Source organism: Acidovorax sp. GW101-3H11 (assembly GCF_001633105.1).
GTDB lineage: Bacteria > Pseudomonadota > Gammaproteobacteria > Burkholderiales > Burkholderiaceae_C > Acidovorax.
Map to the genome: position 1 here is coordinate 91,809 of NZ_LUKZ01000028.1, position 25,110 is coordinate 116,918.

20 protein-coding genes are annotated in these 25,110 nt (G+C 66.5%); 10 read left to right on the forward strand and 10 right to left on the reverse strand.

The window, feature by feature from the left end; translation table 11 throughout:
- From A1D30_RS20250 to A1D30_RS20275, 6 genes are all read left to right on the forward strand, one after another.
- Positions 1-291 (forward strand): EAL domain-containing protein (locus A1D30_RS20250; RefSeq protein ID WP_242421957.1); only part of this gene is annotated, 291 nt, incomplete at its 5' end.
- On the forward strand, positions 288-2,801 hold the full coding sequence (locus A1D30_RS20255) for an EAL domain-containing protein (protein WP_063462528.1): 2,514 nt from the start codon (positions 288-290) through the stop codon (positions 2,799-2,801). The genes A1D30_RS20250 and A1D30_RS20255, both read left to right, overlap by 4 nt.
- 120 nt (positions 2,802-2,921) lie before the next feature.
- A complete protein-coding gene (locus A1D30_RS20260; protein ID WP_063462529.1) occupies positions 2,922-4,133 on the forward strand; it encodes an FAD-dependent monooxygenase in 1,212 nt (403 codons plus the stop codon).
- A gap of 327 nt (positions 4,134-4,460) precedes the next feature.
- Positions 4,461-6,383 carry a PrkA family serine protein kinase gene (locus tag A1D30_RS20265; protein WP_063462530.1) on the forward strand — a complete coding sequence of 641 codons (1,923 nt, stop codon included), beginning with the start codon at positions 4,461-4,463 and terminating at the stop codon, positions 6,381-6,383.
- A gap of 61 nt (positions 6,384-6,444) precedes the next feature.
- Positions 6,445-7,710, forward strand: coding sequence for a YeaH/YhbH family protein (locus A1D30_RS20270; RefSeq protein WP_063462531.1), 1,266 nt, complete (start codon positions 6,445-6,447; stop codon positions 7,708-7,710).
- A complete protein-coding gene (locus A1D30_RS20275; RefSeq protein ID WP_063462532.1) occupies positions 7,707-9,338 on the forward strand; it encodes a SpoVR family protein in 1,632 nt (543 codons plus the stop codon). The genes A1D30_RS20270 and A1D30_RS20275 overlap by 4 nt, the downstream gene beginning before the upstream one ends.
- A gap of 93 nt (positions 9,339-9,431) precedes the next feature.
- On the opposite strand, the gene A1D30_RS20280 is transcribed toward A1D30_RS20275, so the two are convergent.
- Positions 9,432-9,800 carry a MerR family transcriptional regulator gene (locus A1D30_RS20280; protein WP_063462533.1) on the reverse strand — a complete coding sequence of 123 codons (369 nt, stop codon included), beginning with the start codon at positions 9,798-9,800 and terminating at the stop codon, positions 9,432-9,434.
- Between the two features lie 97 nt (positions 9,801-9,897).
- Here A1D30_RS20280 and A1D30_RS20285 point away from each other — a divergent pair, with 97 nt between their 5' ends.
- Positions 9,898-10,386: a hypothetical protein gene (locus A1D30_RS20285; RefSeq protein WP_063462534.1), complete on the forward strand. Its 489-nt coding sequence runs from the start codon at positions 9,898-9,900 to the stop codon at positions 10,384-10,386.
- On the opposite strand, the gene A1D30_RS20290 is transcribed toward A1D30_RS20285, so the two are convergent.
- Positions 10,352-11,536 (reverse strand): MFS transporter, encoded by a 1,185-nt coding sequence (locus A1D30_RS20290; protein WP_082836550.1) that lies wholly within the window; start codon positions 11,534-11,536, stop codon positions 10,352-10,354. The genes A1D30_RS20285 and A1D30_RS20290 overlap by 35 nt on opposite strands.
- 694 nt (positions 11,537-12,230) lie before the next feature.
- On the opposite strand from A1D30_RS20290, the gene A1D30_RS20295 reads away from it, so the two are divergent.
- Positions 12,231-12,593, forward strand: a complete 363-nt coding sequence (locus A1D30_RS20295) for an MliC family protein (protein WP_063462535.1) — start codon at positions 12,231-12,233, stop codon at positions 12,591-12,593.
- Positions 12,594-12,702: 109 nt separating this feature from the next.
- Here A1D30_RS20295 and A1D30_RS20300 read toward each other — a convergent pair whose 3' ends face one another.
- Both A1D30_RS20300 and A1D30_RS20305 read right to left on the reverse strand, forming a co-directional pair.
- Positions 12,703-13,251 carry a hypothetical protein gene (locus A1D30_RS20300; RefSeq protein WP_131798499.1) on the reverse strand — a complete coding sequence of 183 codons (549 nt, stop codon included), beginning with the start codon at positions 13,249-13,251 and terminating at the stop codon, positions 12,703-12,705.
- Positions 13,235-14,062, reverse strand: a complete 828-nt coding sequence (locus A1D30_RS20305) for a DUF6502 family protein (RefSeq protein ID WP_063462537.1) — start codon at positions 14,060-14,062, stop codon at positions 13,235-13,237. Before A1D30_RS20305 ends, A1D30_RS20300 begins: the two co-directional genes overlap by 17 nt.
- Before the next feature lie 200 nt (positions 14,063-14,262).
- Here A1D30_RS20305 and A1D30_RS20310 point away from each other — a divergent pair, with 200 nt between their 5' ends.
- Complete coding sequence (locus tag A1D30_RS20310; protein ID WP_063462538.1) at positions 14,263-16,260, forward strand: beta-propeller domain-containing protein; 1,998 nt, start codon at positions 14,263-14,265, stop codon at positions 16,258-16,260.
- Between the two features lie 254 nt (positions 16,261-16,514).
- Here the strand turns inward: A1D30_RS20310 and kynA are convergent, their stop codons facing one another.
- From kynA to A1D30_RS20335, 5 genes are all read right to left on the reverse strand, one after another.
- Positions 16,515-17,411 carry a tryptophan 2,3-dioxygenase gene (gene kynA, locus A1D30_RS20315; RefSeq protein WP_063462539.1) on the reverse strand — a complete coding sequence of 299 codons (897 nt, stop codon included), beginning with the start codon at positions 17,409-17,411 and terminating at the stop codon, positions 16,515-16,517.
- Positions 17,412-17,553: 142 nt separating this feature from the next.
- On the reverse strand, positions 17,554-18,864 hold the full coding sequence (gene kynU / locus A1D30_RS20320) for a kynureninase (protein ID WP_063462540.1): 1,311 nt from the start codon (positions 18,862-18,864) through the stop codon (positions 17,554-17,556).
- Positions 18,865-18,952: 88 nt separating this feature from the next.
- Positions 18,953-19,606 carry an arylformamidase gene (gene kynB / locus A1D30_RS20325; protein ID WP_063462541.1) on the reverse strand — a complete coding sequence of 218 codons (654 nt, stop codon included), beginning with the start codon at positions 19,604-19,606 and terminating at the stop codon, positions 18,953-18,955.
- Positions 19,607-19,739: 133 nt separating this feature from the next.
- On the reverse strand, positions 19,740-21,161 hold the full coding sequence (locus A1D30_RS20330) for a HAMP domain-containing sensor histidine kinase (protein WP_063462542.1): 1,422 nt from the start codon (positions 21,159-21,161) through the stop codon (positions 19,740-19,742).
- On the reverse strand, positions 21,158-21,823 hold the full coding sequence (locus tag A1D30_RS20335; RefSeq protein ID WP_063462543.1) for a response regulator transcription factor: 666 nt from the start codon (positions 21,821-21,823) through the stop codon (positions 21,158-21,160). The genes A1D30_RS20330 and A1D30_RS20335 overlap by 4 nt, the downstream gene beginning before the upstream one ends.
- A gap of 123 nt (positions 21,824-21,946) precedes the next feature.
- Between A1D30_RS20335 and A1D30_RS20340 the strand changes: the two genes are divergently transcribed.
- Entirely contained in the window at positions 21,947-23,932 is a 1,986-nt protein-coding gene (locus A1D30_RS20340) for a S9 family peptidase (protein ID WP_109791001.1), read from the forward strand.
- Between the two features lie 584 nt (positions 23,933-24,516).
- Here the strand turns inward: A1D30_RS20340 and A1D30_RS20345 are convergent.
- Entirely contained in the window at positions 24,517-24,954 is a 438-nt protein-coding gene (locus A1D30_RS20345; RefSeq protein WP_131798500.1) for a hypothetical protein, read from the reverse strand.
- Positions 24,955-25,110: the final 156 nt, after the last annotated feature.

A 25,110-nucleotide genomic window follows, 5' to 3' on the forward strand; every position in this document is an offset into this window, starting at 1 on the left:
CTGGACCAGGTCAAGATCGACCAGAGCTTCGTGCGGGACGTGCTCTCGGACCCGAACGACGCGGCGATCGTGCGGACCATCCTGGCGCTGGCCAAGAGCCTGGACCTGGAGGTGGTGGCGGAGGGGGTGGAGACGACGGGGCAGCTGAGTTTCTTGAGGCTGCACGGGTGCGAGGGGTTCCAGGGGTATCTGTTTGGGCGGCCCACCCCCATGGACATCTTTTTGCGTGAACAGCAGCTGGGCCTGATGTCGCAGCCCCTGGTGGCCGTACCGGAAGGGCGCAAGCCATGACCAGCGTGGGCGTCTTGTGGGTGGACATCGACACGCAGCATGCAGCGGCGGCGCGGCGGCTGATTGCCGAGCGTTACCCCGACTGGCGTGTGGTGAACAGCCCCACCCCCGAGACCGCCATGGCGCCCCTGGCCTCGCAGGCCTGGGACGCCGTGGTGATGTGCCTGCGGCCTTCGGAGCAAGAGCTGCCCGGCCTGCTGGAGCTGTGCGCCGGCCGCCCGGTGCTGATGTGCATCGACGCCACGCAGGAGGCGCTGGCCGCGCGGGCCTTCCGCTGCGGGCTGGGTGACTATGTGCTGCGCGAGCCCGACGATGTGTCGCACCTGAGCGAGCTGCTCAACCGCCTGGTGGCCCTGACGCAGGGTGCCAAGGGCCAGGGCCAGCCCGTGCGCATGGTGGACGCCCGCATCTGGCAAGAGGCGCTGACCATGCTGCAGGAGCAGCGCACGGCCCTGCAGGCCACGCTGGCCAGCATGAGCCAGGGCATCTTCAAGACGGGGCCCGACGGCCGCATCACCGTCTACAACCAGCGCGTGCTGGAGCTGCTGAACCTGCCCGAATCGCTGATGGCCATGCGCCCCACGCTGGCCGACCTGACCCGCGTGCAGGCCGAGCGTGGCGACTTTGGCGCGGGCTACAGCCTGGTGGACCGGCGCGGGCACGACTATGTGGCCCAGGGGGCTGTCTCCACCGCACCGGCGCTTTACTGGCGCACCACGCGCGATGGCCGCACCTTCGAGGTGCGCACCACCACGCTGGCCGATGGCAGCCTGGTGCGCACCTTTGCCGATGTGAGTGACTATGTGCGCGTCGAAAACGAGCTGCGCGAGAGCGAGGCGCGCTTCCGGTCGCTGAGCGACCTGTCCTCCGACTGGTACTGGGAGCACGACGCCGAAGGCCGCTTTGTACAGCTGGCGGGCGATCTGAGCGTGAACGGCATCCCGCTGTCGAGCGTGATGGGGCGCACGCGCTGGGAGATTGGCGCCCTCAACATGACCGAGGCCGACTGGGCCGCGCACCGCGCCGTGCTGGCGGCGCACCAGCCGTTTCGCGACCTGGAGCTGCAGCGGCAGCGCGCGGACGGCAGCATGCACTGGATTTCGGTCAGCGGCGTGCCGGTGTTCGAAGCCAACGGCGCGCTGCGCGGTTACCGGGGTGTGGGCCGCGACATCACCGAACGCAAGCAGGTCGAGAGCCAGATCGAGCGCCTGGCGTTCTACGACTCCCTGACCGGCCTGCCCAACCGCCGCCTGCTGGTGGACCGCCTGCAGCACGCCACGCTGGCCGTGGCGCGCTCGGACAGCCAGGGCGCGCTGCTGTTCATCGACCTGGACAACTTCAAGGACCTCAACGACACCCTGGGCCACGACACCGGCGACCAGCTGCTGCTGCAGGTGGCCCAGCGCCTGAAGGCCTGTGTGCGCGAGTCCGACACCGTCGCCCGTTTTGGCGGGGACGAATTCGTGGTGCTGGTGGAAGGCCTCAGCCCCGATGCGGACCATGCCAGCGCCGAGGCCGCGCTGGTGGCCAGCCACATTGCCACCACCCTCGGCAAGCCCTATGTGTTGGGCGATGCCAGCCACCACAGCTCGCCCAGCATTGGCATTGCGCTGTTTGGCCAGCAGCCGCTCAGCGTGGACGAACTGCTCAAGCACGCCGACCTGGCCATGTACCAGGCCAAGGCGGCAGGGCGCAACACGCAGCGCTTTTTTGACCCCGACATGCAGGCGGCGGTGAGCAACCGCTCGGCCCTGGAGGCCGACCTGCGCCGGGGGCTGCAGGAGAAGGAGCTGGTGCTGTACTACCAGCCCGTGGTGGACGGCAAGGGCCGCCTGCAGGGCGCCGAGGCCCTGGTGCGCTGGCGGCACCCGCGCCGGGGCATGGTGTCGCCCGCCGAATTCATCCCGCTGGCTGAGCAGACCGGGCTCATCCTGCCGCTGGGCCACTGGGTGATGCAGGCCGCCTGCGCCCAGCTGGTGGCCTGGTCGCGCAGCTCGCTCACGCGGCAGTTTTTCCTGTCCGTCAACGTGAGCGTGCGGCAGTTTCGCCAGCCTGATTTTGTGGAGCAGGTGCTGGGCGCGCTGGACGCGACAGGCGCCAACCCCGAGCGTCTCAAGCTCGAACTCACCGAGAGCCTGCTGCTGGCCGATGTCGAGGACATCATTGCGCGCATGGAGCACCTGCGCCGCTACGGCGTGGGCTTTTCGCTCGACGACTTTGGCACCGGCTACTCCTCGCTCAGCTACCTCAAGCGCCTGCCACTCGATCAGCTCAAGATCGACCAGAGTTTTGTGCGCGACCTGCAGACCGATCCCAACGACGCGGCCATCGTGCGCACCATCCTGGCCCTGGCCGACAGCCTGGACCTGGGCGTGGTGGCCGAGGGCGTGGAGACCACGGGCCAGCTCGAATTCTTGCAGCGCTACGGCTGCAAGGCCTTCCAGGGCTACCTGTTTGGCCGCCCCATGCCGCCCGAGGTGCTGGAACGGGCGTTGCGGCCTGCGCTATGACAAAAGCCACCGCCCTTGTGAGCGCGACAATCAACCCATGACATTTGACCCCCACGCTCCCCACTCCGTGTGGTCGCTGCCCCCCGAGGGGGCCGCCTTTCATCTTGGGGCGGCCCGTCGATGAAAAAACAGGTGTTGGTCGCCGGTGGCGGCATCGGCGGCTTGGCCGCTGCGTTGGGCGCCTCGCGCGCGGGCTGGGATGTGCGGCTGTATGAGCGCGCTGCCGCGTTCAGCGAAGTGGGTGCGGGCGTGCAGATCGGGCCCAATGTGGTGCGTCGCCTGCAGGCCTGGGGCTTGCAACAGGCGCTGCAGGCGGTGGCGGCCTTCCCCSGCCGCCTGCAGGTGCGCAATGCCGTGAGCGGCCGCGAGCTGGCGGTGCTGCCGCTGGGCCCCACAGCGGTCGAGCGCTACGGCGCGGCCTACGCCACCATCCACCGCGCCGATCTGCATGGCCTGCTGCTGGAGGGGGTCACTCAGGGCACCGATGCGCAACTGCATCTGGACCATGCCATCGACCGTTTTGCCGACAACGGCGAAGTCGTCACCGTGCGCACCAGCCGGGGCAAGGAGGTGGAGGGCGATGCGCTGATCGGCGCAGATGGCCTGTGGAGCCGCACCCGCACCCAGCTGCTGGGCGCCACGCCACCGCGCGTGACAGGCCACTTGGCCTACCGCGCCCTGGTGCCGCAGCAGGCGCTGCCCGAGGCGCTGCGCACCATCCAGGTCACCGCGTGGCTGGGCCCACGTCTGCACGCGGTGCAATACCCCGTGCGCCGGGGCGAGCTGCAGAACATCGTCGTCATCGTGCAGGGCCCCGCGCCGCAGGACCTGGAAAACTGGGACCACGCCGCCAACGCTGCGGGCCTGGACCACGCGCTGCAAGGCACCTGCACCGCATTGCAGGACCTGGTGCGCGGTGTGAGTGATCACGCCCTGGCAGGCTGGCGCCTGTGGCCGCTGTGCGACCGCCCGCCTGTGCGCGCCGCCGACGAAATGGCGCGCGGCCTGGTGGGCCTGCTGGGCGATGCCGCCCACCCCATGCGCCCTTACCTGGCCCAGGGCGCGGGCATGGCCATCGAGGACGCCGCCGAGCTGCAACGGGCGCTCTCCATGCATGACCTGGAGGTGCCGCTGCGCCTCACACGTTATGCCCTCAACCGCTGGCAGCGCAACGCCCGCGTGCAGGCGCGCTCCATCCGCAACGGGCGCATTTTTCATGCCACGGGGCCGGTGCGCTGGGGGCGGGACGGAGCGCTGCGCCTGCTGGGCGAGCGCTTGCTGGATGTGCCCTGGCTGTACCGGGGCGATGGTGCGGGCGCCAGTGCGCTGTGAGTGCTTGGTGACGGGCAGGGCTACCGCGCGGGCCCTGTTGAGAGCATTCGATTCAAGGCGCTTCTGAGCGTGTGAACAGCCCCCGCAGGTTGTCAGGACATTCCCTATCCGGGGCAACCCGTGCAGGCCGCGCGCAGGGTGAACTTTGTGCAGTATGCCGCGCTCTACCGCAGTGTGTGCAAAGCGCCAAAAAGGCAATGGATGGGACCACGAATTTGCTGTTCAAGCGCAGGCCGTGGTGCTACAAAGAGCCAAGCCGGTAGCGATTCCCACTGCAACACCGTGGCACTTCCCGAGCCCGCCGGGGGTGCTGCTACAGGAGGTCGTATGGATGCCATCAGCAATTTCGCCGCGCGCTATGCCCGTAGCCGCGAAGAGGAAATGTCGATCGACGAGTACCTCGTCGAGTGCAAGCGCGACCCGATGGTTTTCGCCACGGCCGCCCAGCGCATGCTGGCCGCCATTGGCGAGCCCGAAATGGTGGACACGCGCAACGACCCGCGCCTGTCGCGCCTGTTTGCCAACAAGGTCATCAAACGCTACCCCGCCTTCGCCGAGTTCTACGGCATGGAAGACTCCATCGAGCAGGTGGTGAGCTTCTTCCGCCATGCGGCGCAGGGGCTGGAAGAGCGCAAGCAGATCCTCTACCTGCTGGGCCCCGTGGGCGGCGGCAAAAGCTCGATTGCCGAGCGGCTCAAATACCTCATGCAGAAGGTGCCGTTCTATGCGCTCAAGGGTTCGCCGGTCAACGAGTCACCTTTGGGCCTGTTCGATGCGATGGAGGACGGCCCGGTGCTTGAAGAGCAGTTCGGTATCCCCCGGCGCTATCTGCAGCGTGTGCTGTCGCCCTGGGCCGTGAAGCGGCTCGAAGAGTTTGGGGGCGACATCCGCCAGTTTCGGGTGGTCAAGCGCTACCCCAGCATCATGAAGCAGGTGGGCATCGCCAAGACCGAGCCGGGCGATGAGAACAACCAGGACATTTCCAGCCTGGTGGGCAAGGTGGATATCCGCAAGCTTGAAACCTATGCCCAGGACGACACCGACGCCTACAGCTACAGCGGCGGCCTGTGCCTGGCCAACCAGGGCCTGCTCGAATTTGTGGAAATGTTCAAGGCGCCCATCAAGGTGCTGCACCCGCTGCTCACCGCCACGCAGGAGGGCAACTACAAGGGCACCGAGGGCTTTGGTGCCATCCCGTTCGACGGTGTGGTGCTGGCCCACAGCAACGAGAGCGAGTGGAAGGCGTTCCGTAACAACAAGAACAACGAGGCGTTTCTGGACCGCATCTACATCGTCAAGGTGCCCTACTGCCTGCGGGTGAGCGAAGAGACCCGCATCTACGAAAAACTCATCCGCGAGTCGTCGCTGGGCAATGCCGTGTGCGCGCCGGGCACCCTCAAGATGATGTCGCAGTTCGCCATCCTCACGCGGCTGAAGGAGCCCGAGAACTCCAGCATCCTCAGCAAGATGCAGGTGTACGACGGCGAGAGCCTGAAGGACACCGACCCGCGCGCCAAGAGCTACCAGGAGTACCGCGACTACGCGGGCGTGGACGAGGGCATGACCGGCATCTCCACCCGCTTTGCGTTCAAGATCCTCTCGAAGGTGTTCAACTTTGACAGCGCCGAGGTGGCTGCCAACCCGGTGCACCTGATGTATGTGCTGGAGCAGCAGATCGAGCGCGAGCAGTTTCCGGCCGAGCTGGAAACCAAATACACCGGCTACATCAAGGAGTTCTTGTCGCCGCGTTATGCCGAGTTCATCGGCAAGGAAATCCAGACGGCCTACCTGGAGAGCTACAGCGAATACGGCCAGAACATCTTCGACCGCTACGTGACCTACGCCGACTACTGGATCCAGGACAACGAGTACCGCGACACCGACACCGGCGAGGTGTTCGACCGGGGCGCGCTCAACGCCGAGCTGGAGAAGATCGAAAAACCCGCAGGCATCGCCAACCCCAAGGACTTCCGCAACGAGATCGTCAACTTCGTGCTGCGCGCCCGGGCCAACAACCAGGGCAAGAACCCGAGCTGGACCAGCTACGAAAAACTGCGCCTGGTGATCGAGAAAAAGATGTTCTCGAACACCGAGGAGCTGCTGCCGGTGATCAGCTTCAATGCCAAGGCCAGCGCCGAGGAGGCGCGCAAGCACGAGGATTTTGTCACCCGCATGGTGAACAAGGGCTACACGCCCAAGCAGGTGCGCCTGCTGTGTGAGTGGTACCTGCGCGTGCGCAAAAGCAGTTAGTTGATCGATGGATTGGCCAGCGTGCCGTTCTGGGGCGCCGGTCCATGAAGGGGGCAATTGGATGGCATTGCAAATCATCGACCGCAGGCTCGCTGGCAAGAACAAGTCCGTCGGCAACCGCGAGCGTTTTGTCCGCCGCTTCAAGGAGCAGATTGCGGACAGCGTGCGCCGTGCCGTGTCGCAGCGCGGCATCCGCGAGATCGAGCAGGCCGAGAACATCACCATCCCCAAGAAGGACATCGGCGAGCCCGTGTTCCACCACGGCCAGGGCGGCATCCGCGACATGGTGCACCCCGGCAATGCCGAGCATGTGCGCGGCGACCGCATCGAGCGGCCCAAGGGCGGCAGTGGGCGTGGATCGCAGGCCAGCGATGGCGGGGAGGGCGAGGACGACTTCACCTTCACGCTGACCAAGGAAGAGTTCATGCAGCTCTTTTTTGAAGACCTGGCCCTGCCGCACCTGCTGCGCACCCACATCGGCGAGAACCCGCTGTGGAAGTCGCGCCGCGCGGGCTACAGCCAGGACGGCATCCCCAACAACTTGGCCGTGCTGCGCACCATGCGCGGCGCTTTGGGGCGCCGCATTGCGCTGGGCAAGTCGGCGCACCGCGAACTGCTGGTGCTGCAGGAGGAGCTGGACGCCCTGCTGGCGCAGGACGACGGCACCAGCGAGGCCGTGGCCGCGCTGCAGCGCCGCATTGATGCGCTGCAGGTGCGCATCGGCCGCATCCCTTACCTCGACCCCATCGACCTGCGCTTTCGCGCCCGCATCCAGGTGCCGGTGCCCAACAGCCAGGCGGTGATGTTCTGCCTGATGGATGTCTCAGGCTCCATGGACGAGGCGCGCAAGGACCTGGCCAAGCGCTTCTTCATCCTGCTGTACCTGTTCCTCACGCGGCACTACGAGAAGATCGACATCGTCTTCATCCGCCACCACACCCAGGCGGCCGAGGTGAGCGAGGAGCAGTTTTTCCACTCCACCGAAAGCGGCGGCACGGTGGTGAGCAGCGCGCTGGTGCTGCTCGACCAGATCATCCGCGCGCGCTACCCCAGCGGTGACTGGAACATCTACGTGGCCCAGGCCAGCGATGGCGACAACTTCACCAACGACAGCGGCAACTGCCGCAACCTGCTGGTGGACCGGATCCTGCCGCTGGTGCGCTACTTTGCCTACGTGCAGGTGGCGGAGGAGGAGCAGAACCTGTGGGAGGAATACAGCCAGCTGTTGCCGGAGTTCTCGCACTTCGCCATGCGCAAGGTGTCGCAGCCCAGCGAGATCTACCCGGTGTTCCGCGACCTCTTCAAGAAGGAAGGGGTGCCGCTATGAGCAATATGGCCCAGTACCCGGTGCTGGAGCGCCGCATCCACGACAACCCCTGGAAGGCGGCCGCCGTGGGCGAGCGCCGCCACCATGCCGTGCCCGAGCAGCCCCTGCCCCCCGGGGCGCGGCCTGCCGAGCCGCTGCCCGACCCGAGCGACTGGACGTTCGACCTCATCGACCGCTACCACGCGGCCATCGCCGCCACGGCCGCACGTTTTGGCCTCGACACCTACCCCAACCAGCTCGAAATCATCACCGCCGAGCAGATGATGGACGCCTACTCCAGCGTGGGCATGCCGGTGAACTACCGCCACTGGAGCTACGGCAAGGAGTTTCTGGCCACCGAGCGGCGCTACCGGCGTGGGCACATGGGGCTGGCGTACGAGATCGTCATCAACTCCAACCCCTGCATCAGCTACCTGATGGAGGAGAACACCACCGCCATGCAGGCGCTGGTGATTGCCCACGCGGCCTATGGCCACAACAGCTTCTTCAAGGGCAACTACCTGTTCCGCATGTGGACCGACGCGTCCAGCATCATCGACTACCTGGTGTATGCCAAGGACTACGTGGCGCAGTGCGAGGAGCGCTACGGCTTTGACGAGGTCGAGCGCATCCTCGACTCCTGCCATGCGCTGGCCAACTTCGGGGTGGACCGCTATCGCCGCCCCTCCAAGAAAAACCTGGCGCGCGAGCGGCTGGAGCGCGCGCAGCGCGAGGCCTATGCCCAGCAGCAGATCAACGAGCTGTGGCGCACCTTGCCCGCGCGCCCCGGCAAGGAGGATGCGGCGCAGGAGCACAACCGCTTCCCGCAGGAGCCGCAGGAAAACATCCTCTACTTCATCGAGAAGAACGCGCCCTTGCTGGAGCCCTGGCAGCGCGAGATCGTGCGCATCGTGCGCAAGATCGCGCAGTATTTCTACCCCCAGCGCCAGACCCAGGTCATGAACGAGGGCTGGGCCACCTTCTGGCACTACACGCTGCTCAACACGCTGTATGACGAGGGCCACCTGAGCGACGGCGTGATGATCGAGTGGCTGGGCTCGCACACCAACGTGGTCTTTCAGCCGCCCGTGGGCCACCGCGCCTACAGCGGCATCAACCCCTATGCGCTGGGTTTTGCCATGTACCGCGACATCCAGCGCATCTGCCAGAACCCCACGCCCGAAGACCGGCACTGGTTCCCCGACATCGCGGGCACACCGTGGCTGCCTGCGCTGGACCATGCCATGCGCAACTTCAAGGACGAGAGCTTCATCGGCCAGTACCTGAGCCCGCACCTGATGCGCGAAATGCGCCTGTTTGCGCTGCACGACGACGCCAGCCAGGGCGACCTGGTGGTCAGCGAGATCCACGACGAGAACGGATACCGCAACCTGCGCCAGATGCTGTCGCAGCAGTACGACCTGGGCACGCGCGAACCCAACATCCAGGTGTGGAACGTGAACCTGCGCGGCGACCGCAGCCTGACCCTGCGCCACACCCAGTACCAGAGCCGCCCGCTGGCCGACGACACGCAGGAGGTGCTGCGCCACGTGGCCCGCCTGTGGGGCTTTGGTGTGCAGATCGAGGGGGTGGACGCCTATGGCAACCATCCGGTGCTGCTGCACGTGGTGCCTGCGCCAGCGGCGTGAGGCCGCAGGTGTCTTGTTTGCTATATATTTAATAGCTAATAAGGCAATAGGGGCGAGCGGTAAGCCCTGTTTTTATTCAAATTTCTGATCTGATCAGGCGGTGTGAAGGCCCCGGGTGTGCAGCGGGCAGTCGGTGGCCACGCGCTCGGCCAGCGTCTGGCGCAGCGCCTGCAGCGCCGCGATGCGCGCGTCGATCTCGCCGAGCTTGCTGGCCAGCACCTGGTTCAGCAGCGGGCCGGGTTCGGGGGCGTCCCAGATGCTGGGCAGGCGGTCGCCAATCTCGGCCAGCGTAAAGCCCAGCTGCTGCGCCGTGCGGATGTACTGCACCAGCGTCACCACCTCGGGCGGGTAGTCGCGGTAACCGTTGGCCAGGCGCCGCGCGCGGATCAGGCCCTGCTGTTCATAAAACCGCAGCGCCTCGCGGCTCAGGCCCGAGGCCGTGGCCAGTTCTCCAATCAGCATCGCGTGCTCCCTTCACAACGTCACAAAGTGCTTGACCCTGAAGCGTACTTCAAGGTGGAAGCTCGGGGCTTCATCCATTCCCTGAGGGTTTTTCTCCATGCACATCCCCGCCTTGCCTTCTGCCCGTTACCTGCGCATCGTGCGCGCCGGCGGCTGGTACGACCTGCTCGTCACCTGGCCGTTTGCCCTGCCCTGGACCTTTGCCTGGCTCTACGCGAATCTGAACCTGCTGGCCCAGACGCTCGGCTTGCCGGGCACGCTGCACCCGCTCGACACCACCCACATGCTGCTGGCCAACCTGCTCGGCTCGGTGGTGGTGGTGTGGTCGGTGGCGCGCATCGTGGCGCCCACGCTGTTGCTGGGGCGGCTGGATGGCGTGGCGCGCCTCTTGTTTGCCGCGTGGCAGATCTACGCCGTGGCGCATGGGGCCAATGCCATCGTGCTGGGCTTCACTGCGTTCGAGCTGCTGTTTGGCGTGCTGCAGTGGTGGCGCGTGCAAGGTGCGGGCATGGCCCTGTGCCCACCAGGCAACGCGCCAGGCAACGCGCGGCTCAGCGCGCAGGGGCCGGTGCGGGCAGGCACCTGAAGGCAACGGCGCCTGTCGCCAGCATGCCCGCAATGGTCAGCATCACCGCCACATACGGGTCCGCGCCGCGCGCGGCGGCCAGCGAGGCGGCCATGCCCGTCACCCACTGCATCAGCGCCACGCCCAAAAACAGCGCCATGGTGAATACCGCCATGGCCCGCCCGGTCATCGCGGCCGGGTAGGCCGAGCGCACGTCGGCGTACTGCAGCACCATGTAGCCCGACAGCAGGCCCACGGCAATCGAGCCCGCCACGTCCAGCCATTCGGCGTGCAACAGGCCAATGGCCACAAACAGCCCGGCCAGCAGCAGCGTGAAGCCCACCAGCCAGCGCCTGCGCCGCCCGGGCCCGGGGTCGATGCGCCCGAAGTAGGCCGGGGTGAACAGCGACACCAGCGACGACAGCATGGCCACGTTGCCGCTGGCCACCAGGCTGTAGCCATGCCGCTCGATGAGCAGCGGCCCCAGCCACAGCCCGCGCAGCGTGAGGAAGGAGGCATAGGTCATCAGCCCCAGCAGCATGATGCCCGCCGTGTGCGGCAGCAAAAACAGCGCACCAAAGCCGCGCACGGCGGCACCGACCGATTCGCGCGGCAGCGTGCTGTGTGCAGGCTGCGTGGGCTCGTGCACCTTCCAGAAGATCAGCAGCCAGGCCAGTGCAGCCAGCCCGGCCAGCACACCAAACCCCAAGCGCCACGACGACTGCTGCACCAGCCAGGCCAGCGGCGTGCCCGTGAACAGCATGCCCAGCCCGCCCACGCCCATGGCGATGCCCGACACCATCGCAAACCGGCTGGCCGGAAAGTAGCGCGCAATGAACACCGTGCACACCAGAAAGGCGGGTGCGCAGCCCACGCCAATCAGCACCTGCCCCAGCAACACCCCGCCATAGCTGGGCGCAAGTGCCGACAGCAGCGCACCCGCAATGGTGAGCGGGAAGGCCACCAGCAGCGTGCGCCGCACGCCATACAGGTCAATGCCGACACCCATGAACAGCTGCATGGTGCCGAACGCAAACGCGAAGGCCCCGGCAAACACGCCCAGTGCCTCGGCCGACAGCCCGAACTCCGCCCGCAACCCGGTGGCCATGATGGCCGTGATGGTGCGAAACGCCTGGCTCAGCGCAAAGCCCGACACCAGCGCCAGCAGCATGGCCCAGGCGGCGCGGGATGAAAGAAGCGGAACAGGTGGTGATGCAGGCAGGGTGGTGGGCACGGGTGCGGGTCTCCAGGGCAGAAGTCAGCGGCTGCCGGCATGGGGGCACCGGCCGCAGGGCCCTGCGAGGTTACCTGCACCAGGTGACGCAGGCTGTCGCCCAGGGACGGCTGGGGCGCGGCTGGTTGGGCATGCATGGGGGCGTGGAGGGGCTTCCTAGGGTATGTCCCAGTCCCGCCCCCCATACCCCACCAAGGTGGTCGGGTGCTGGTGGTTTTGAGCTGCCCATGCCTGTAATCAAATGTTTCTTACGGTATTGGGTCTTCTGGTGCGATCAATTCAACCCGTCTCCGGGGCCTGGGCGCCCGTCATGAGGGCGCCACAGGGCGCGGGCAGACTTTAGAGGCAGCTCTCGATGTGGGGATCACCCCAATGACGGGGCTGCGGGGTCTGGGGCACTCTTGGGGTCATGTGCTGCGCCGGGTGTTGTTCACGGCTCTGGAATCGCTGGTTTCGGTCTCTCGCAAGCCGGATGGCGCAGGCAGTGGGTGGTGCCAGATGAATGGCAAGGTTTGTGCTTAGGTGGCTGGCAGGGGCTTTTGAACAGGCCCCGGTGGCTGGTGGCCACAAGCCGTTGGATGGAAGTTGTCGGGCGCGCCGCCAGGGTGCGCCGCGATGTCAGGAGTGACCGATGAAGACGATGGTTTTGCTGGGTTCGGGTGCGTTGGCCACCCTTTTGTTGTCGGGCTGCGCAAGCCAGCCCCCGGCCATGCAGGCGTTCAGCGCACCGGCAGATGGCAACAGCATGCAATACGCCTGCGGCAACGGCGAGAAGGTCGAAATGCAGTTCTACCCTGACCAGGGCCGCAGCGTGATGCGCCGCAGTGGCTGGACGGTGGAGCTGCCCCGGCAGGTGGCAGAAACCGGCTACGCCTACAGCAACGGCCCCACCACGGTGCTGGGCAAGGGCAACGAGCTGACCATTCAGATTGGCCACCTGGCACCGATCTGGTGCCGCAGCAACCGTTCCATGATGGTGGCCGAGATCAAGTAACAGGGTTTTCTCTTTTCACCTCCCGGCGCTGGCCGGTGGGTCAGGTTCCAAGGGCCTGCGCAGTGTGGCTGCGCAGGCCTTTTTCCATTTCAGACCATCTCAGGCCATTTCAGGGTGCGCTTGGTGCGCAGGCCTCGGGGGCCGTGGCAGCGGGGCGCTGCTCCAGGGTCAAGGGCGCAATCAGGTGGTTGCCCTGTGCATCCCGCAAGGTGATGGCCACCTCGCGGCTGGTTTCGGCGCGGGTGTCGCTGAACTGCAGGCGCATCTCGGCGGCCACGGTGCGGGTCTGCACCTGGCCCTCGGCCAGCTCCGTGGTTTCCAGGGTGCCGCTCAGCACGGCCAGGCCGGTGGCATCGATCTCCCACGGGCCGGTGAATACAAAGTGGCGGCAGGCGACGGTCAGCTCCACCCGCTCGTTCTCCAGCCGCAGCTCAGTGCTGCCGCAATGCTCTGCGCAGGGGGCTCCAATCGCGAAGCCACTGCCCGAGAAGTTGACCGCGCCGAGGATCGGCCCGGTGCCCGTGCCCCCGGTGCCGGGGCCACAGGCGGCCAGCACCAGCAGGGTGGCGGCTGTGGCCAGCAGCCGGGCTGTGCGCTGGGCCAGCAGCCGGACCATGAGCCGGGCCATGTGGGCCCAGAGTTCAGGAAGGACGTTCATCTTTGTCTGCGGCATAGAAGTAGCTGCCAAAGCGGGCGCGCCGGTTGCGCTCGTCGGGCGGGGTGTTTTTCTGGTCGTGGTCGTAGCGCGCCTGGGCCTCGGTCATCACGGTCTTGAAGGCCTGGCGCCAGGCCCTGGCGGCCACCACGTGCAGGCGGTGGGCGGACTCAGCGCTGAGCTGGTCCACAAACACGGCCTGCTCCAGGTAGTTGTGCTCGCCCTCCAGGTTGAGGCTGGCGGCGGCCAGGTGGTCGTGCAGGTTCTCCTGCATCAGCTGCGCCATCTCGGCAAAGCCCTGGCGTGGCACAAAGCCCGTGGCCAGCAGGCGGATCTGGCCGTCCTCAGCTTCCTCAGCCATGCCCAGGCGCACCAGCTCGTCAAGCACCGCGCGGGGCCGCACGTCGCTGCTGATGCTGGCCACCAGTCCGTCAAAGTGCGGGGGCTCGCCGCTGCGGGGCAGGGGACGGGGCTGGCCCTCGTCGTCCAGGCAATCCGTCTGGCTCAGCCAGCGCGCGGCCACCTGGCTGGCCATGTTCAGCGGGGTTTCGCCCGCTTCTTCTTCAGCAGCGGGCTCAGCCAGACGGCCCAGGTTGCGCACATCGCGCCGGTGCACGCCCGACATCAGGCTCACCGCGCTGTCGGTGGCTTTTTTGCCCGTGCGCTGCAGCTCGTCATGGGCAGCGTCCAGAAACACCTTCTTCATCGCCGCCGCAAACGCGGGGTAGGCCACGCCATTGCGCAGCAGCAGGCGCGCCAAAGGGCGCAGCACGTGCAGGGCAGAGGCCAGAACGATGGCGGAGCGGGAGGGCATGAACAAAAAGCGCGGTGCGCAGCGGGTATCAGGAGCAGGCCGTGATTGTCATCTGGTTGACTGGTGGAAATTGTGTGGGATATTATCCCACTTATCTGCAAAATGGGATGGGCAAGCTTCCACCTGCCATGCAGATCACAGGTATCCACAGGGAGAAAAATCACATGACGAACCGAAGATTGATGAAGAGAGTGGCGGGCATGTCCTATGTCTCGCCCGCATGGCTGGCCGTGGCCACCGCCGCATTTGTGGCGGGCTGCGGCGGCGGGGAGGGCGGCAACCCGCAGATGCCCAACGAGGCGCGGCTGCAGGTGGCGCGGTCGGGCGATCTGGTGGCCTACTTCAAGGCCAAGATCGCGCAGCGCGTGGCGCTGGGCTACCCCGGCACGGCCATCACCGTGCCCACCGTGGGGGGCTTGAGCAGCGCAGGCAGCGTGGTCACCCACACCGGCGCACCGCTGGCAGGTGCGGTGGTGGAGGAAGACGGCCTCATCCAGGCCGAGGGCCCCATGCTGTACGGCCTGCACCGCGCCTACGCCATCGACACCGGCCGCGAGCCGCCGCGCCTGACCGCCCAGGCCCTCGCCGCCGATGGCAGCCTGGCCAGCGTGGGCCGCGCCACGCTGGACGCCAAGTTCATCCCCCAGGGCTTCTATGTGGCGGGCGGTGGCACACGCGCTGCCGTGCTGTCGCAGCAAGACCCGTACGCCGACCGCCAGCCCGTGGTGGCAGCGGCCGACGCCAGCATCACCGTGGTGCCCGAATACAGTCGCATGCTGTCGCTCGACCTGTTCGCGATCAGCAAGGACATGGCGCCTGCGCAGCTCAAGCAGATGCGCATCGACGGGCTGCTGGTGGGCAGTCGCCTGATCGGCAACACGCTGTACCTGGTCACCACCTGGTCGCCCGACCTCACCCGCTTCACCGTGCCTGCGGGCGCCTCGGCATCGGCCGTGCAGACGGCGCTCAAGGACCTGAACACCGCCGCGCTGATCCCCACCCTGCGCGTGGACGGCGGCCAGCCTCAGCCGCTGGTGAACGAGGCTGACTGCCTGGTGCAGGCGGGCAATGCCTCGCTGTCGCTGCAGCTCACCTCCATCACGGCCATCGACCTCACCTCGTCCAGTCTGGCGCGCACCAGCCGCTGTTTTGCGGGTGGCAGCGAAGCGGTGCACCTGGGCGCGCGCAGCGTGTACGTGGCCAGCTCGCGCCAGTACCGCTATGGCGGCGACGTGGTCAACGCCGTGTTCCCGGCCGACAGCCGCACCGACATCCACAAGTTCAGCTTCCGTGGTGCGCAGGTGGACTACGACGCCTCGGGCAGCGTGGACGGCCACCTGGGCTGGGACCTGCGCCGCATGCCATCGCGCCTGAACGAGTACCAGAGCGATCTGCGCGTGCTGACCTTCACCGGCAAGGCAGGCCAAAGCGGCATGCCGCCGGTGAGCATCCAGGCCCAGCAGGCCTCCCCCGCGCTGCTGACCTTGCTGCGCGACAGCGGCCGCGACAACCACCTGAGCCCGCAGGCCAAGCTGCCCCTCAGGCTGCGCACGGCGCGGGGCGATCAGCAGATCGACAACGTGTTTTTTGCAGGCACCCGGGCCTATGCCACCCCTTTTGCCACCACCGAACCCGTGTGGGTGCTGGACCTGGCCAACCCTGCGAACCCCACGGTGGCGGGCGAGCTGGCGGCGGGCGGCCATGCCGACCACCTGGTGCCGCTGCCGGGTGGCCTGCTGCTGGGCGTGGGCAAGGACAGCGCGCAGGGCGGCGTGGCCGAAGGCATTCAGCTCGCGGTGTTTGACGTGCGCAATGCCGCGCAGGGCAAGCGCCTGGCCACGCAGGTGGCGGGCGGCCGGGGCAGCATCACCACCCTCGACAGCACCCGCCCCGTGCTCAACCTGCAGGCGGTGGATGGCAAGGTGCGCATCGCTTTCCCCGCCCGCGTCTACCAGGCACCCACCGGGGTGGGCACGCCCCCGCCCGTGCGGGGCTACCAGGGCGCCCTGCGGCTGGAGGTGAACACGACCACCGGCGCGCTCGCCCAGCGCTCCATGGTGGTGTCCACGCCCATCCTGAACGGCGACACGCCCGGGCTGTACAGCCGCTTTGACATTGCCAACGAGCGCAGCCTGCAGGTGGACAACCTGGCCTACCAGCTCTCGGGCGGGCAGGTGTTTACCAAGGCCGGAGACTGAAGCGCACGCCGAGTGCAGATCAGGGAGAGAACTATAAAAATGATAGCTGCCAGCGCTTTCCTGTAGGGCGCAGGCAGCAGTTGTTGATCCGGCACGAATCTACTTGAACCGTTCACGCTGAGCTTGTCGAAGCGCTGCGCAAGGTTTCGATAAGCTCAACCCGAACGGATATTTCAAGTTCAAAGAGGTCGGCTCAATAGAAGGCCTGTTCACCGGGGTGGTGAGCAGGCCTGTTTTTTTGCGGTGTACCTTGTTTACAGATCGGTGCGCAGTTTCCAGATTTCAGGGAACAGCACCACGTCCAGCATCTTGCGCAGGTAGCTCACCCCGCCCGTGCCACCCGTGCCGCGCTTGAAGCCGATCACGCGCTCCACCGTGGTCACGTGGCGGAAGCGCCAGAGGCGGAAGGCGTCTTCGATGTCCGTGAGCTTTTCGCCGAGCTGGTACAGGTCCCAGTACTTCTGCGGGTCGCGGTACACCGCAAGCCAGGCCTCTTTGACCGCTTCGCTTTCCATATACGGCTGCGTCCAGTCGCGTTCCAGGTGGCTTGCCGGAATGTGCAGGCCTTCCTTGGCCAGCAATTGCAGCGACACGTCGTACAGCGAGGGCGTTTCGTACGCCGACCGCACCTGGGCCAGCAGGTCGGGGCGGTGCTCATGCGGCTTGAGCATCGCGGCGTTCTTGTTGCCCAGCGAGAACTCGATGGCGCGGTACTGGTAGCTCTGAAAGCCGCTGGAGCTGGCCAGGTACGGGCGCATGGCCGTGTACTCGGGCGGCGTCATGGTGGCCAGCACGCTCCATGCGCTCACCAACTGCTCCATGATGCGGCTCACGCGGGCCAGCATCTTGAAGGCCTCGGCGCGGGTGCCAGTATCGGGGTTGGCAATGCGGTCGATGGCCGCGCGCAGCTCGTGCAGCATCAGCTTCATCCACAGCTCGCTGGTCTGGTGCTGCACGATGAACAGCATCTCGTCGTGCGCGGGCGACAGCGGCTTTTGCGCGGTGAGGATGGCGTCGAGCTGCAGGTAGTCGCCGTAGCTCATGCTCTTGCTGAAGTCGAGCTGGGCGCGTTCTTCGTGCACGATGGATTCGGGCAGGGCGGTGCCGGGGGCTTCGTTGGCGGGGGCGGGGGTGTGGGAAAAGGGGCACATGGTCAGTCTCCTTCGTTCGCGTCGTCACACACGGATTCGCGTTCGATCAATCAGAACCGTTCGGGCTGAGCCTGTCGAAGCCCTGCGCCGCGCTTCGACTGCGCTCAGTGAACGGTTTTCTATTTTTGAATGCAGATGGCTATCAGGTCACCGCGTGTGTCTGGTTGAACTCGGCCTTTTGCCACTCGCCGCTCTCCAGCACCTGGCGCAGGTGCTCCACGGCATTCCACACGTCTTCAAAACCTAGATACAGCGGCGTAAACCCAAACCGCAGGATGTCCTTGTGGCGGCCCGTGCCACCGTCGCCCTTGCGGAAGTCACCGATCACGCCGCGTGCAATCAGCGCCTGCACGATGGCATAGGCGCCGCTGCCCTGGCCGCCCACGCCCGCGCCTTCGTCGCGCGTCAGGCAGACCTGCGAGCCACGCTGGGCATGCTCACGCGGCGTGGCCAGGCCCAGTCCGTGGCCTGCGCAGCGCTCTTCCACCAGCTGGATGAACAGGTCGGTGAGCGCCAGCGACTTGGCGCGCAGCGCGGCCATGCCGCCCAGGCTTTGTGCGGCGGTGAACACATCCAGCCCGCATTGCAGCGCTGACAGGCTGATGATGGGCTGCGTGCCACAGAGGTAGCGTGTGATGCCCGGCGCGGGTTGGTAGTCGGGTGTGAAGGCAAACGGGGCAGCATGGCCCCACCAGCCGGACAGCGGCTGCCAGAAGCGGCTGGCATGGCGCGAATGCACCCACACAAAGGCCGGCGCGCCGGGGCCGCCGTTCAAATATTTGTAGCCGCAGCCGATCGAGAAATCTGCGCCTGCGCCGTTCAGGTCCACAGGCACTGCGCCCGCGCTGTGTGCCAGGTCCCACACGCACAGAATGCCCTGGGCGTGCGCAGCAGCGGTGATGGCAGCCATGTCGTGCATGGCGCCGGTGCGGTAGTTCACGTGGGTGAGCATCAGCACGGCCACGTCGCTGGTGAGCGCGGCGTTGATTTCTTCAGGCTCCACCAGCACCAGCTCCAGCCCGCGCTCCTTGCACAGGCCTTCGGCAATGTAGAGGTCGGTGGGGAAGTTGCTGCGCTCGCTCACGATGCGCTTGCGGGCGGGGCTGTCTTCGCGGGCAATGTTCAGCGCTGCGCTCAGCACCTTGTAGAGGTTGATGGAGGTGCTGTCGGTGCACACCACTTCATTGGGGCCCGCGCCGATCAGCGGGGCGAGCTGGTTGCCCAGGCGCTGGGGCAGGTCAAACCAGCTCGCGGTGTTCCACGATTTGATGAGGTCGGTGGCCCACTCGCGCGTCACCACATCGGCCACGCGCGCGGCGGCGGCCTTGGGGGCCACGCCCAGCGAGTTGCCGTCGAGGTAGATCACGCCCGGGGGCAGGGCGAAGTGGCTGTGCAGCGGCGCCAGGGGGTCTTGCGCGTCGAGCGCGCGGCAGTCTTGCAAGGTGGTGGTCATGGTGTTCAGAGTGGTTTGCTTCTGTTTTGATAGCTTCTACCGCTTGATGGACGCGCGGTAGAGGCCAAAAAAGCTTGAAATTTTTGTACTACAGCGCCCGCAGCACGGCCCGCACGGGCGATGCGTCTGCCGTGGTCAGCTTGAGTGGCAGCGCGATGAGTTCGTAGTCGCCCTCTGGCACGGCGTCGAGCACCAGGTTTTCGAGCACGCGCAGGCCCCGGCGGCGGATGACCTGGTGGCTGTCGAGTGTTTTGCTGTCGGCAGGGTCGATGCTGGCGGTGTCGATGCCCACCAGCAGCACGCCCAGGTCGGCCAGGCGCTCGATGGTGCCGGGCGCATAGGCGGCCAGCTGGCCGTCCCAGCGGTCCACGGGCATGTGCTCATAGGTGCGCACCAGCACGCGCTGCGGCAGGGTGCCGTCCACCGCGTGGGCAATGTGCTCCCAGGTGATGAGCGGGCCGCAGCCAATGGCGTGGACCACGCGGCAGGGGCCCAGAAAAGCGTCGAGCGACACGTCGCCAATGGTGGCGCCCTGTGCGTCATAGTGCAGCGGCGCATCGGCGTGCGCGCCCACATGGGGCGACATCGTGATCGCGCTCACGTTGACCGGGCAGCCGGGGCCGATGGTGGCGCACCACTGCTGGCTGTAGGCCGTGTCGCCGGGGAACACGGGGCTGCCCGCGTGCACGGGCGGCGAGATGTCCCAGAGCCGGCGGGCGGTGGGGGAGGAGGGCGTTGACATGGGACAAAGTTTGCATGTCCCGAAAAACCCGTGGTGTCGGTTATTTCCAACACCTTAGCGATTTTTTGTTGAAGCCTAAACTATTTTGATCGGACAGTAGCCGGGCTGCTGGTGTGCTGTTGCACCGGGGCCGTCAGGCGCAGTGGGCCAGGGGAATGTCCACGAAAAAGCCCACGCCTTTGCCATTCAAACCCGCGCCCATCTGCACCTGCCCGCCCATGCGCAGCACCGCCTGCCGCACGATGGCCAGGCCCAGGCCCGAGCCGTTGGTGGCGTGGCCCGTGCCCCGGTAGAAGCGCTCGAACACGCGCTGGTGCTCGGTGGCCGGGATGCCCGGCCCGTCGTCCTGCACCGACACATGCAGCGCCGTGCCCTCGCGCCGCAGCGCCACCGCCACGTTGCCGCCGTGGGGCGTGTAGCGCAGCGCGTTGTCGATGAGGTTGTGGGCGATGGATTCGAACGCGGGCAGGTCCAGCCGCGCGGGCAGGGTGTCGGGCGCGTCCAGCGACAGCTCAATCTGCCGCGCCATCGCACCAGGCACGGCCTGCGCCAGCACGCCGCGCAGCCACTGCGCCACGTCCAGGTCGCGCGGGGCGGGGCGCTGCGCGTCGTCCAGCGCGGCCAGGTCCAGCAGCTGCTGCGCCAGGTGCGAGGTGCGGGCGATGGCCTGCTCCAGGTGGGCCTGGGCCTGCGTGCGTTCCTCTTCGCTGGGCGAGCGGGCCATGACATGGGCCTGGGCAGTGATCACGGCCAGCGGGGTGCGGATTTCGTGCGCGGCGTCCTGCACAAAGGCGCGCTCGCGTTCCACCTTTTGCCGCAGCTGGGCGAAGAGGTGGTCCAGCGACTGCTCCAGGGGCTTGAGTTCGCGGTGGCGGGCGTTGAAGCCCACCGATTGCAGGTCGTCCTGCCCGCGCTGTGCAATGCGGCTGGCCAGTTGCTGCAGCGGCCGCAGCCCGTTGCTCACCGACAGCCACACGGCGAGCAATACAAACGGTGAGGCCAGCAACAGGTAGGGCAGCAGGGCGCGGCCGTTGTACTGCAGGAAGTTGGAATCCGTGCGCTTGGTTTCGAACACGCGCAGCACCCAGCGCGCATTGCGGCCGGTGTAGATGCGGAACGAACGGCCCTGCAGAGCGGCTTCCTGGATGAACGGCTCCGCGCGGGGCGTGGCGGGCGGCAATGCCACGTTCTGCAGCCCCGGCGAGGCAAACACGCGCTGGCCCGATGCCGCATCCAGCAGCTCGTGCATCTGCGCCCCGGGCAGCAGGCCCACCTGGCGGCGGCGGACATTGGTCCAGTGGTCGGTGGCCGCAATGGCCGTGGCGGCGTGCGCGGGGTCGGTGACGGAGGCCAGCGAGTCCAGCACCGCGTCGCCGTATTTCATCAGGCCCGGGTCGCGGGTGATGGCGTGTTTGTAGTTGACGAAGTTGTAGCCCAGCAGCACCCCCCACACCACCACAAACGCGACCAGGACCGAGGCCACGCTGCGGCGCATCAGTGTGGGCTCGGCCAGCCAGGCCCAGGCCGCGCGCAGAGAGTGCCTGGCGGTGCTCATGCCTGCAGCAAATAGCCCACGCCGCGCACGGTGCGGATCAGCTCCGCACCGATCTTGCGGCGCAGGTTGGACACATGCACTTCGATGGCGCCAAAGTCCACGGGCTCGCCCAGCGGGTCCAGCCGCTGCGAGAGCAGGCTTTTGGAGACCACCACGCCCGGCTCACGGGCCAGCTCCAGCAGCAGCTGAAACTCGCGCGGCGACAGCTCCAGCGCAGCGCCATCGCGCTGCACCGCATGGCGCCGGGGCTCGATCACCAGCTCGCCCAGCACCCAGCGCTCGCTGGCCTGGCGCGCGCTGCGCCGCAGCACGGCGCGGATGCGCGAGAGCAGCTCGGCCGTGGCAAAGGGCTTGATCACAAAATCATCCGCGCCGCCATCCAGCCCGGCCAGCCGGTCCTCCACGGCCGAGCGCGCGGTGATCACGATGATGGGCACCTGCCCGCCCTGGCCTGCCTGGTTGCGCCAGCGCGCCAGCAGGTCAAAGCCACTGCCGTCGGGCAGTGTCAGGTCCAGCAGCACACAGTCCACCGTCGTGGCGTCCACCGTGGCGGGCGCATCCACCGCGCGGCGCAGCCACTCGCTGGTCAGGCCCTCCACCTTCAGCGCGGACTGCAGCGCACGGCCCAGGTCCAGGTCGTCTTCGATGAGCAGGATGTGCATGGGGCGATTGTGGCGGGAGTGATCGCGGTTGCGTGGTGCCGCAGCCGCCACCTTTGGCTGGCCTTAAGGCGGGACTTTGCACAATGGACGCATTCAATGGTTCAACACGTGGGGGAGAAAGCGATGGCATCGACGAAAAGACAGGCGAGCGTGCGGCGATGGTGGGGCAGCGCGGCGCTTGCTGCCGCACTGGCTTTGGTGGGCTGTGCGTCCGGGCCCACGCACCCATCGCTGGCAGGGGCACAACTGCCCGACCTGGTGCCAGTGCGCGACTTCGTCGCCAGTCGGCAGTCCACGGGCGGCTACCGCGTGTCGCCGGACGGGAAGCGCATCGCCTGGTTCGGCACCGACGGCGTGGTGCCCGCAATCTGGGTGCAGTCCATTGATGGGGGCGACGCCAAGGCGTTTCGCATCCGTGCACGCGCCATCCGCTTCAGTGCCGACAGCCGCTGGATCGGCATCACGGCCGACCCCACGGGCGACGAAAACACGCGCATTTACGCGGGCCCGGTCGAGGGCACAGGCACCGAGTTGCGTGAGCTGATGTCCGCACCGCGTTCGGTGGCGCATTTTGCAGAGGCGGTGGATGCGTCGTCCGACTTCATCGTCACCTCCAACCAGCGCGATAAAAAGGTGTTCGACCTGTACCGCGTGAACCCTGCGGGCGGCGCGCCGGTGCTGCTGGCCACCAACCCCGGCAACGTGGGCTGGTGGGGGGTGGACACCACGGGCCAGTTGCGCGCACGGGCACAGATCCGGGGCGAGCAGGTGTTGCTGGAGCGGCCCGGTCAAGAGCCGGGCAGCTGGGTGACCGTGGCAGAGCGCAGCCGGTGGGACACGCTGAATATCTTTGGCCTGCACGACGAGGGGCGCAAGGCCTGGGCGCTGTCCAACCGGGGGCGCGACAAGCTGGCGCTGGTGCGGCTGGACCTGACCACGGGCACCGAGGAGGAGTGGTTTGCCTCGCCCGACGTGGACCTGGACAGCGTGACGCTCAGCCGCCGCACCCGCGAGCCGCTGCTGGCGCATTTCATGCCGGGCTACCCTGCGCGCAAGGTGTTTGACCCCGCGCTCGATGCCCGGCTGTCTGCGCTGGCCGGAGACAAACCTGCAGAGGTCCTGGTAACCAGCCTGGACCAGACCGACAAGGTGCTCACGGTGGCGGTAGCCACCGACCGGGGCACCCGCAACTACCTGCTGCGCGATGGGCATGAGCCCCGCTTTCTGGGCGAGAACCGGCTCAGCCTGATTGCCAAGGACCTCGCGCCCACAGAGCCCATCACCTACACAGCGCGTGACGGTCTGAGCGTCCACGGCTACCTCACGCTGCCCGTGGGCGCTGCGCCGCAACGTTTGCCCACCGTGCTGCTGGTGCATGGCGGCCCGTGGGCACGCGACCGCTGGGGCGATGGCGCCACCAGCCGCGCCATGCAGCAGTTTCTGGCCAACCGGGGCTATGCCGTGCTGCAGGTCAACTACCGGGGCTCCAGCGGCTATGGCCGCGCACACATGGAAAAAGCCCGGGGCGAGTTTGCGGGCCGCATGCACGACGACCTGGTGGACGGCGTGCGCTGGGCCGTGGCGCGCGGCGTGGCCGACCCGCAGCGTGTAGCGATCTATGGCGCCAGCTATGGCGGCTACTCCGCCCTGGTGGGCGCCACCTTCACGCCCGAGGTCTTTGCCTGCGCCGTGGGCATCGTGGGCGTGACCGACATCGCCCGCCTGCTGGAGGCCGCACCGCCCTACTGGGAGCTGGGCCTGCCCTGGTGGCACCGCTACGTGGGCGACCCCGCCGTGCCCGCCGACCGCGCTCGCATGGATGCCAAGTCACCCCTGTACCGCGCCGAGCAGGCCCAAAAGCCCATCCTCATCATGCACGGCGTGAACGATGTGCGCGTGAAGCTGGAGCAGTCCGAATGGATGGTGGCCGCTCTGCGCAAGGCGGGCAAAGAAGTGGACTACGTCACCTTCCAGGGCGACGGCCACGGCAACCAGCGCTGGCCCAACAACCTCAGCATGTACCGCAAGACCGAGGACTTCCTGGCCCGGTGCCTGGGCGGGCGCACCAGCGGGTTCGACTATTACCAACTGGGGGCTTGGGCGTTCTGAATTGAAACCGGGATGAATTGGAATGCGCTGTGGAAATGAAATCGCAAGTCACGTAGCAGCGCTGGGCTTTGTTAGGGGCCCAGCCTGAGCTCCGAGGCTAGACTTCTGCATTCGGCCAGAAGCAGCCAGTGGTGGCAGGTGTACGCGGACGCTCAACGTTTGACATGATAGGCATGCCCTGGCGTGCCGGGGCTTGTCCTCTCGATGGAAGGGTTAGGCCTCACGCGCCCAACGGAGGAACTGAAGTTGAGTGCTCGGATTGCAGCCATCTAATGAGACCTGGTTTGTCTGCCACCATGTCTAAAGACTCTTCACCAATAGCGACATAGGTTGTTTCGCCTTGTTCCTCGGGCTCCCCGAGGAATGAATGTGCGTCCTGAAAGCAGTGCTTTCCTTCTGACTCAACGCCGCGTGCTCCGAGGCCTATGTAGATGAACGTATCAACAGAAGGAACTGTTAGATTGCTATCGACAAACCCGACGAGAAAATAGGGTGCGCCAACGACAAGACTCTCGTACCACCGCATCGGTTACCTCGCTGTAGACGAAGACACGTCGAGGCTCTCATGAGGCCTAACGTTTGACTTAAATGGCGCCGCCAAGCGCCCGCTTGGAGGAAGGGTTAGAAGGAACTTGCACCTCGAACACCGGCTCTTCTTTGCTCAATACAGAAACGCATTCGTTCAATCCAACGACCAAGTACTCGCGCACCCAGTCAGAGCGGCCCGAGTAAAAGTGTTTCCGAGTCATTTCGAGGTCCTTCCAGCCACCACTGACAACCTCAAAGAGCCATCCTTGAACCAGCGAGCACTGAGACCAAAACTCCGTTAGATCAAGTTCATCCAGAACTCGGAACCCGTAGCTCTGGGGGAAAGAAATCATGGCCTCCCAGTGCTCTGAGGACATGGCAATGGTGAGTCCGCCCGATCCAAAGCTCACTGACTCAACTTGGGTGGTCTTCTCTGCCGCCACTGGAGTCGCGATAGAAATAACCTTTGGCGGAACTGATGCTTCGAGATTCACGACGTGCTGAACCGCCCCGTGTTTCAAGGAGGCCGATTGGTTTAAGTTGACACCTCTGTCGAGGCGTTGATGTTGGCGAGTTGCCTCCAGTAGTTTGCCTCAGCCTCTGCCGGAGGGATGCCCCCAATCGGCGTGAGCAGTCGGACGTGGTTGAAC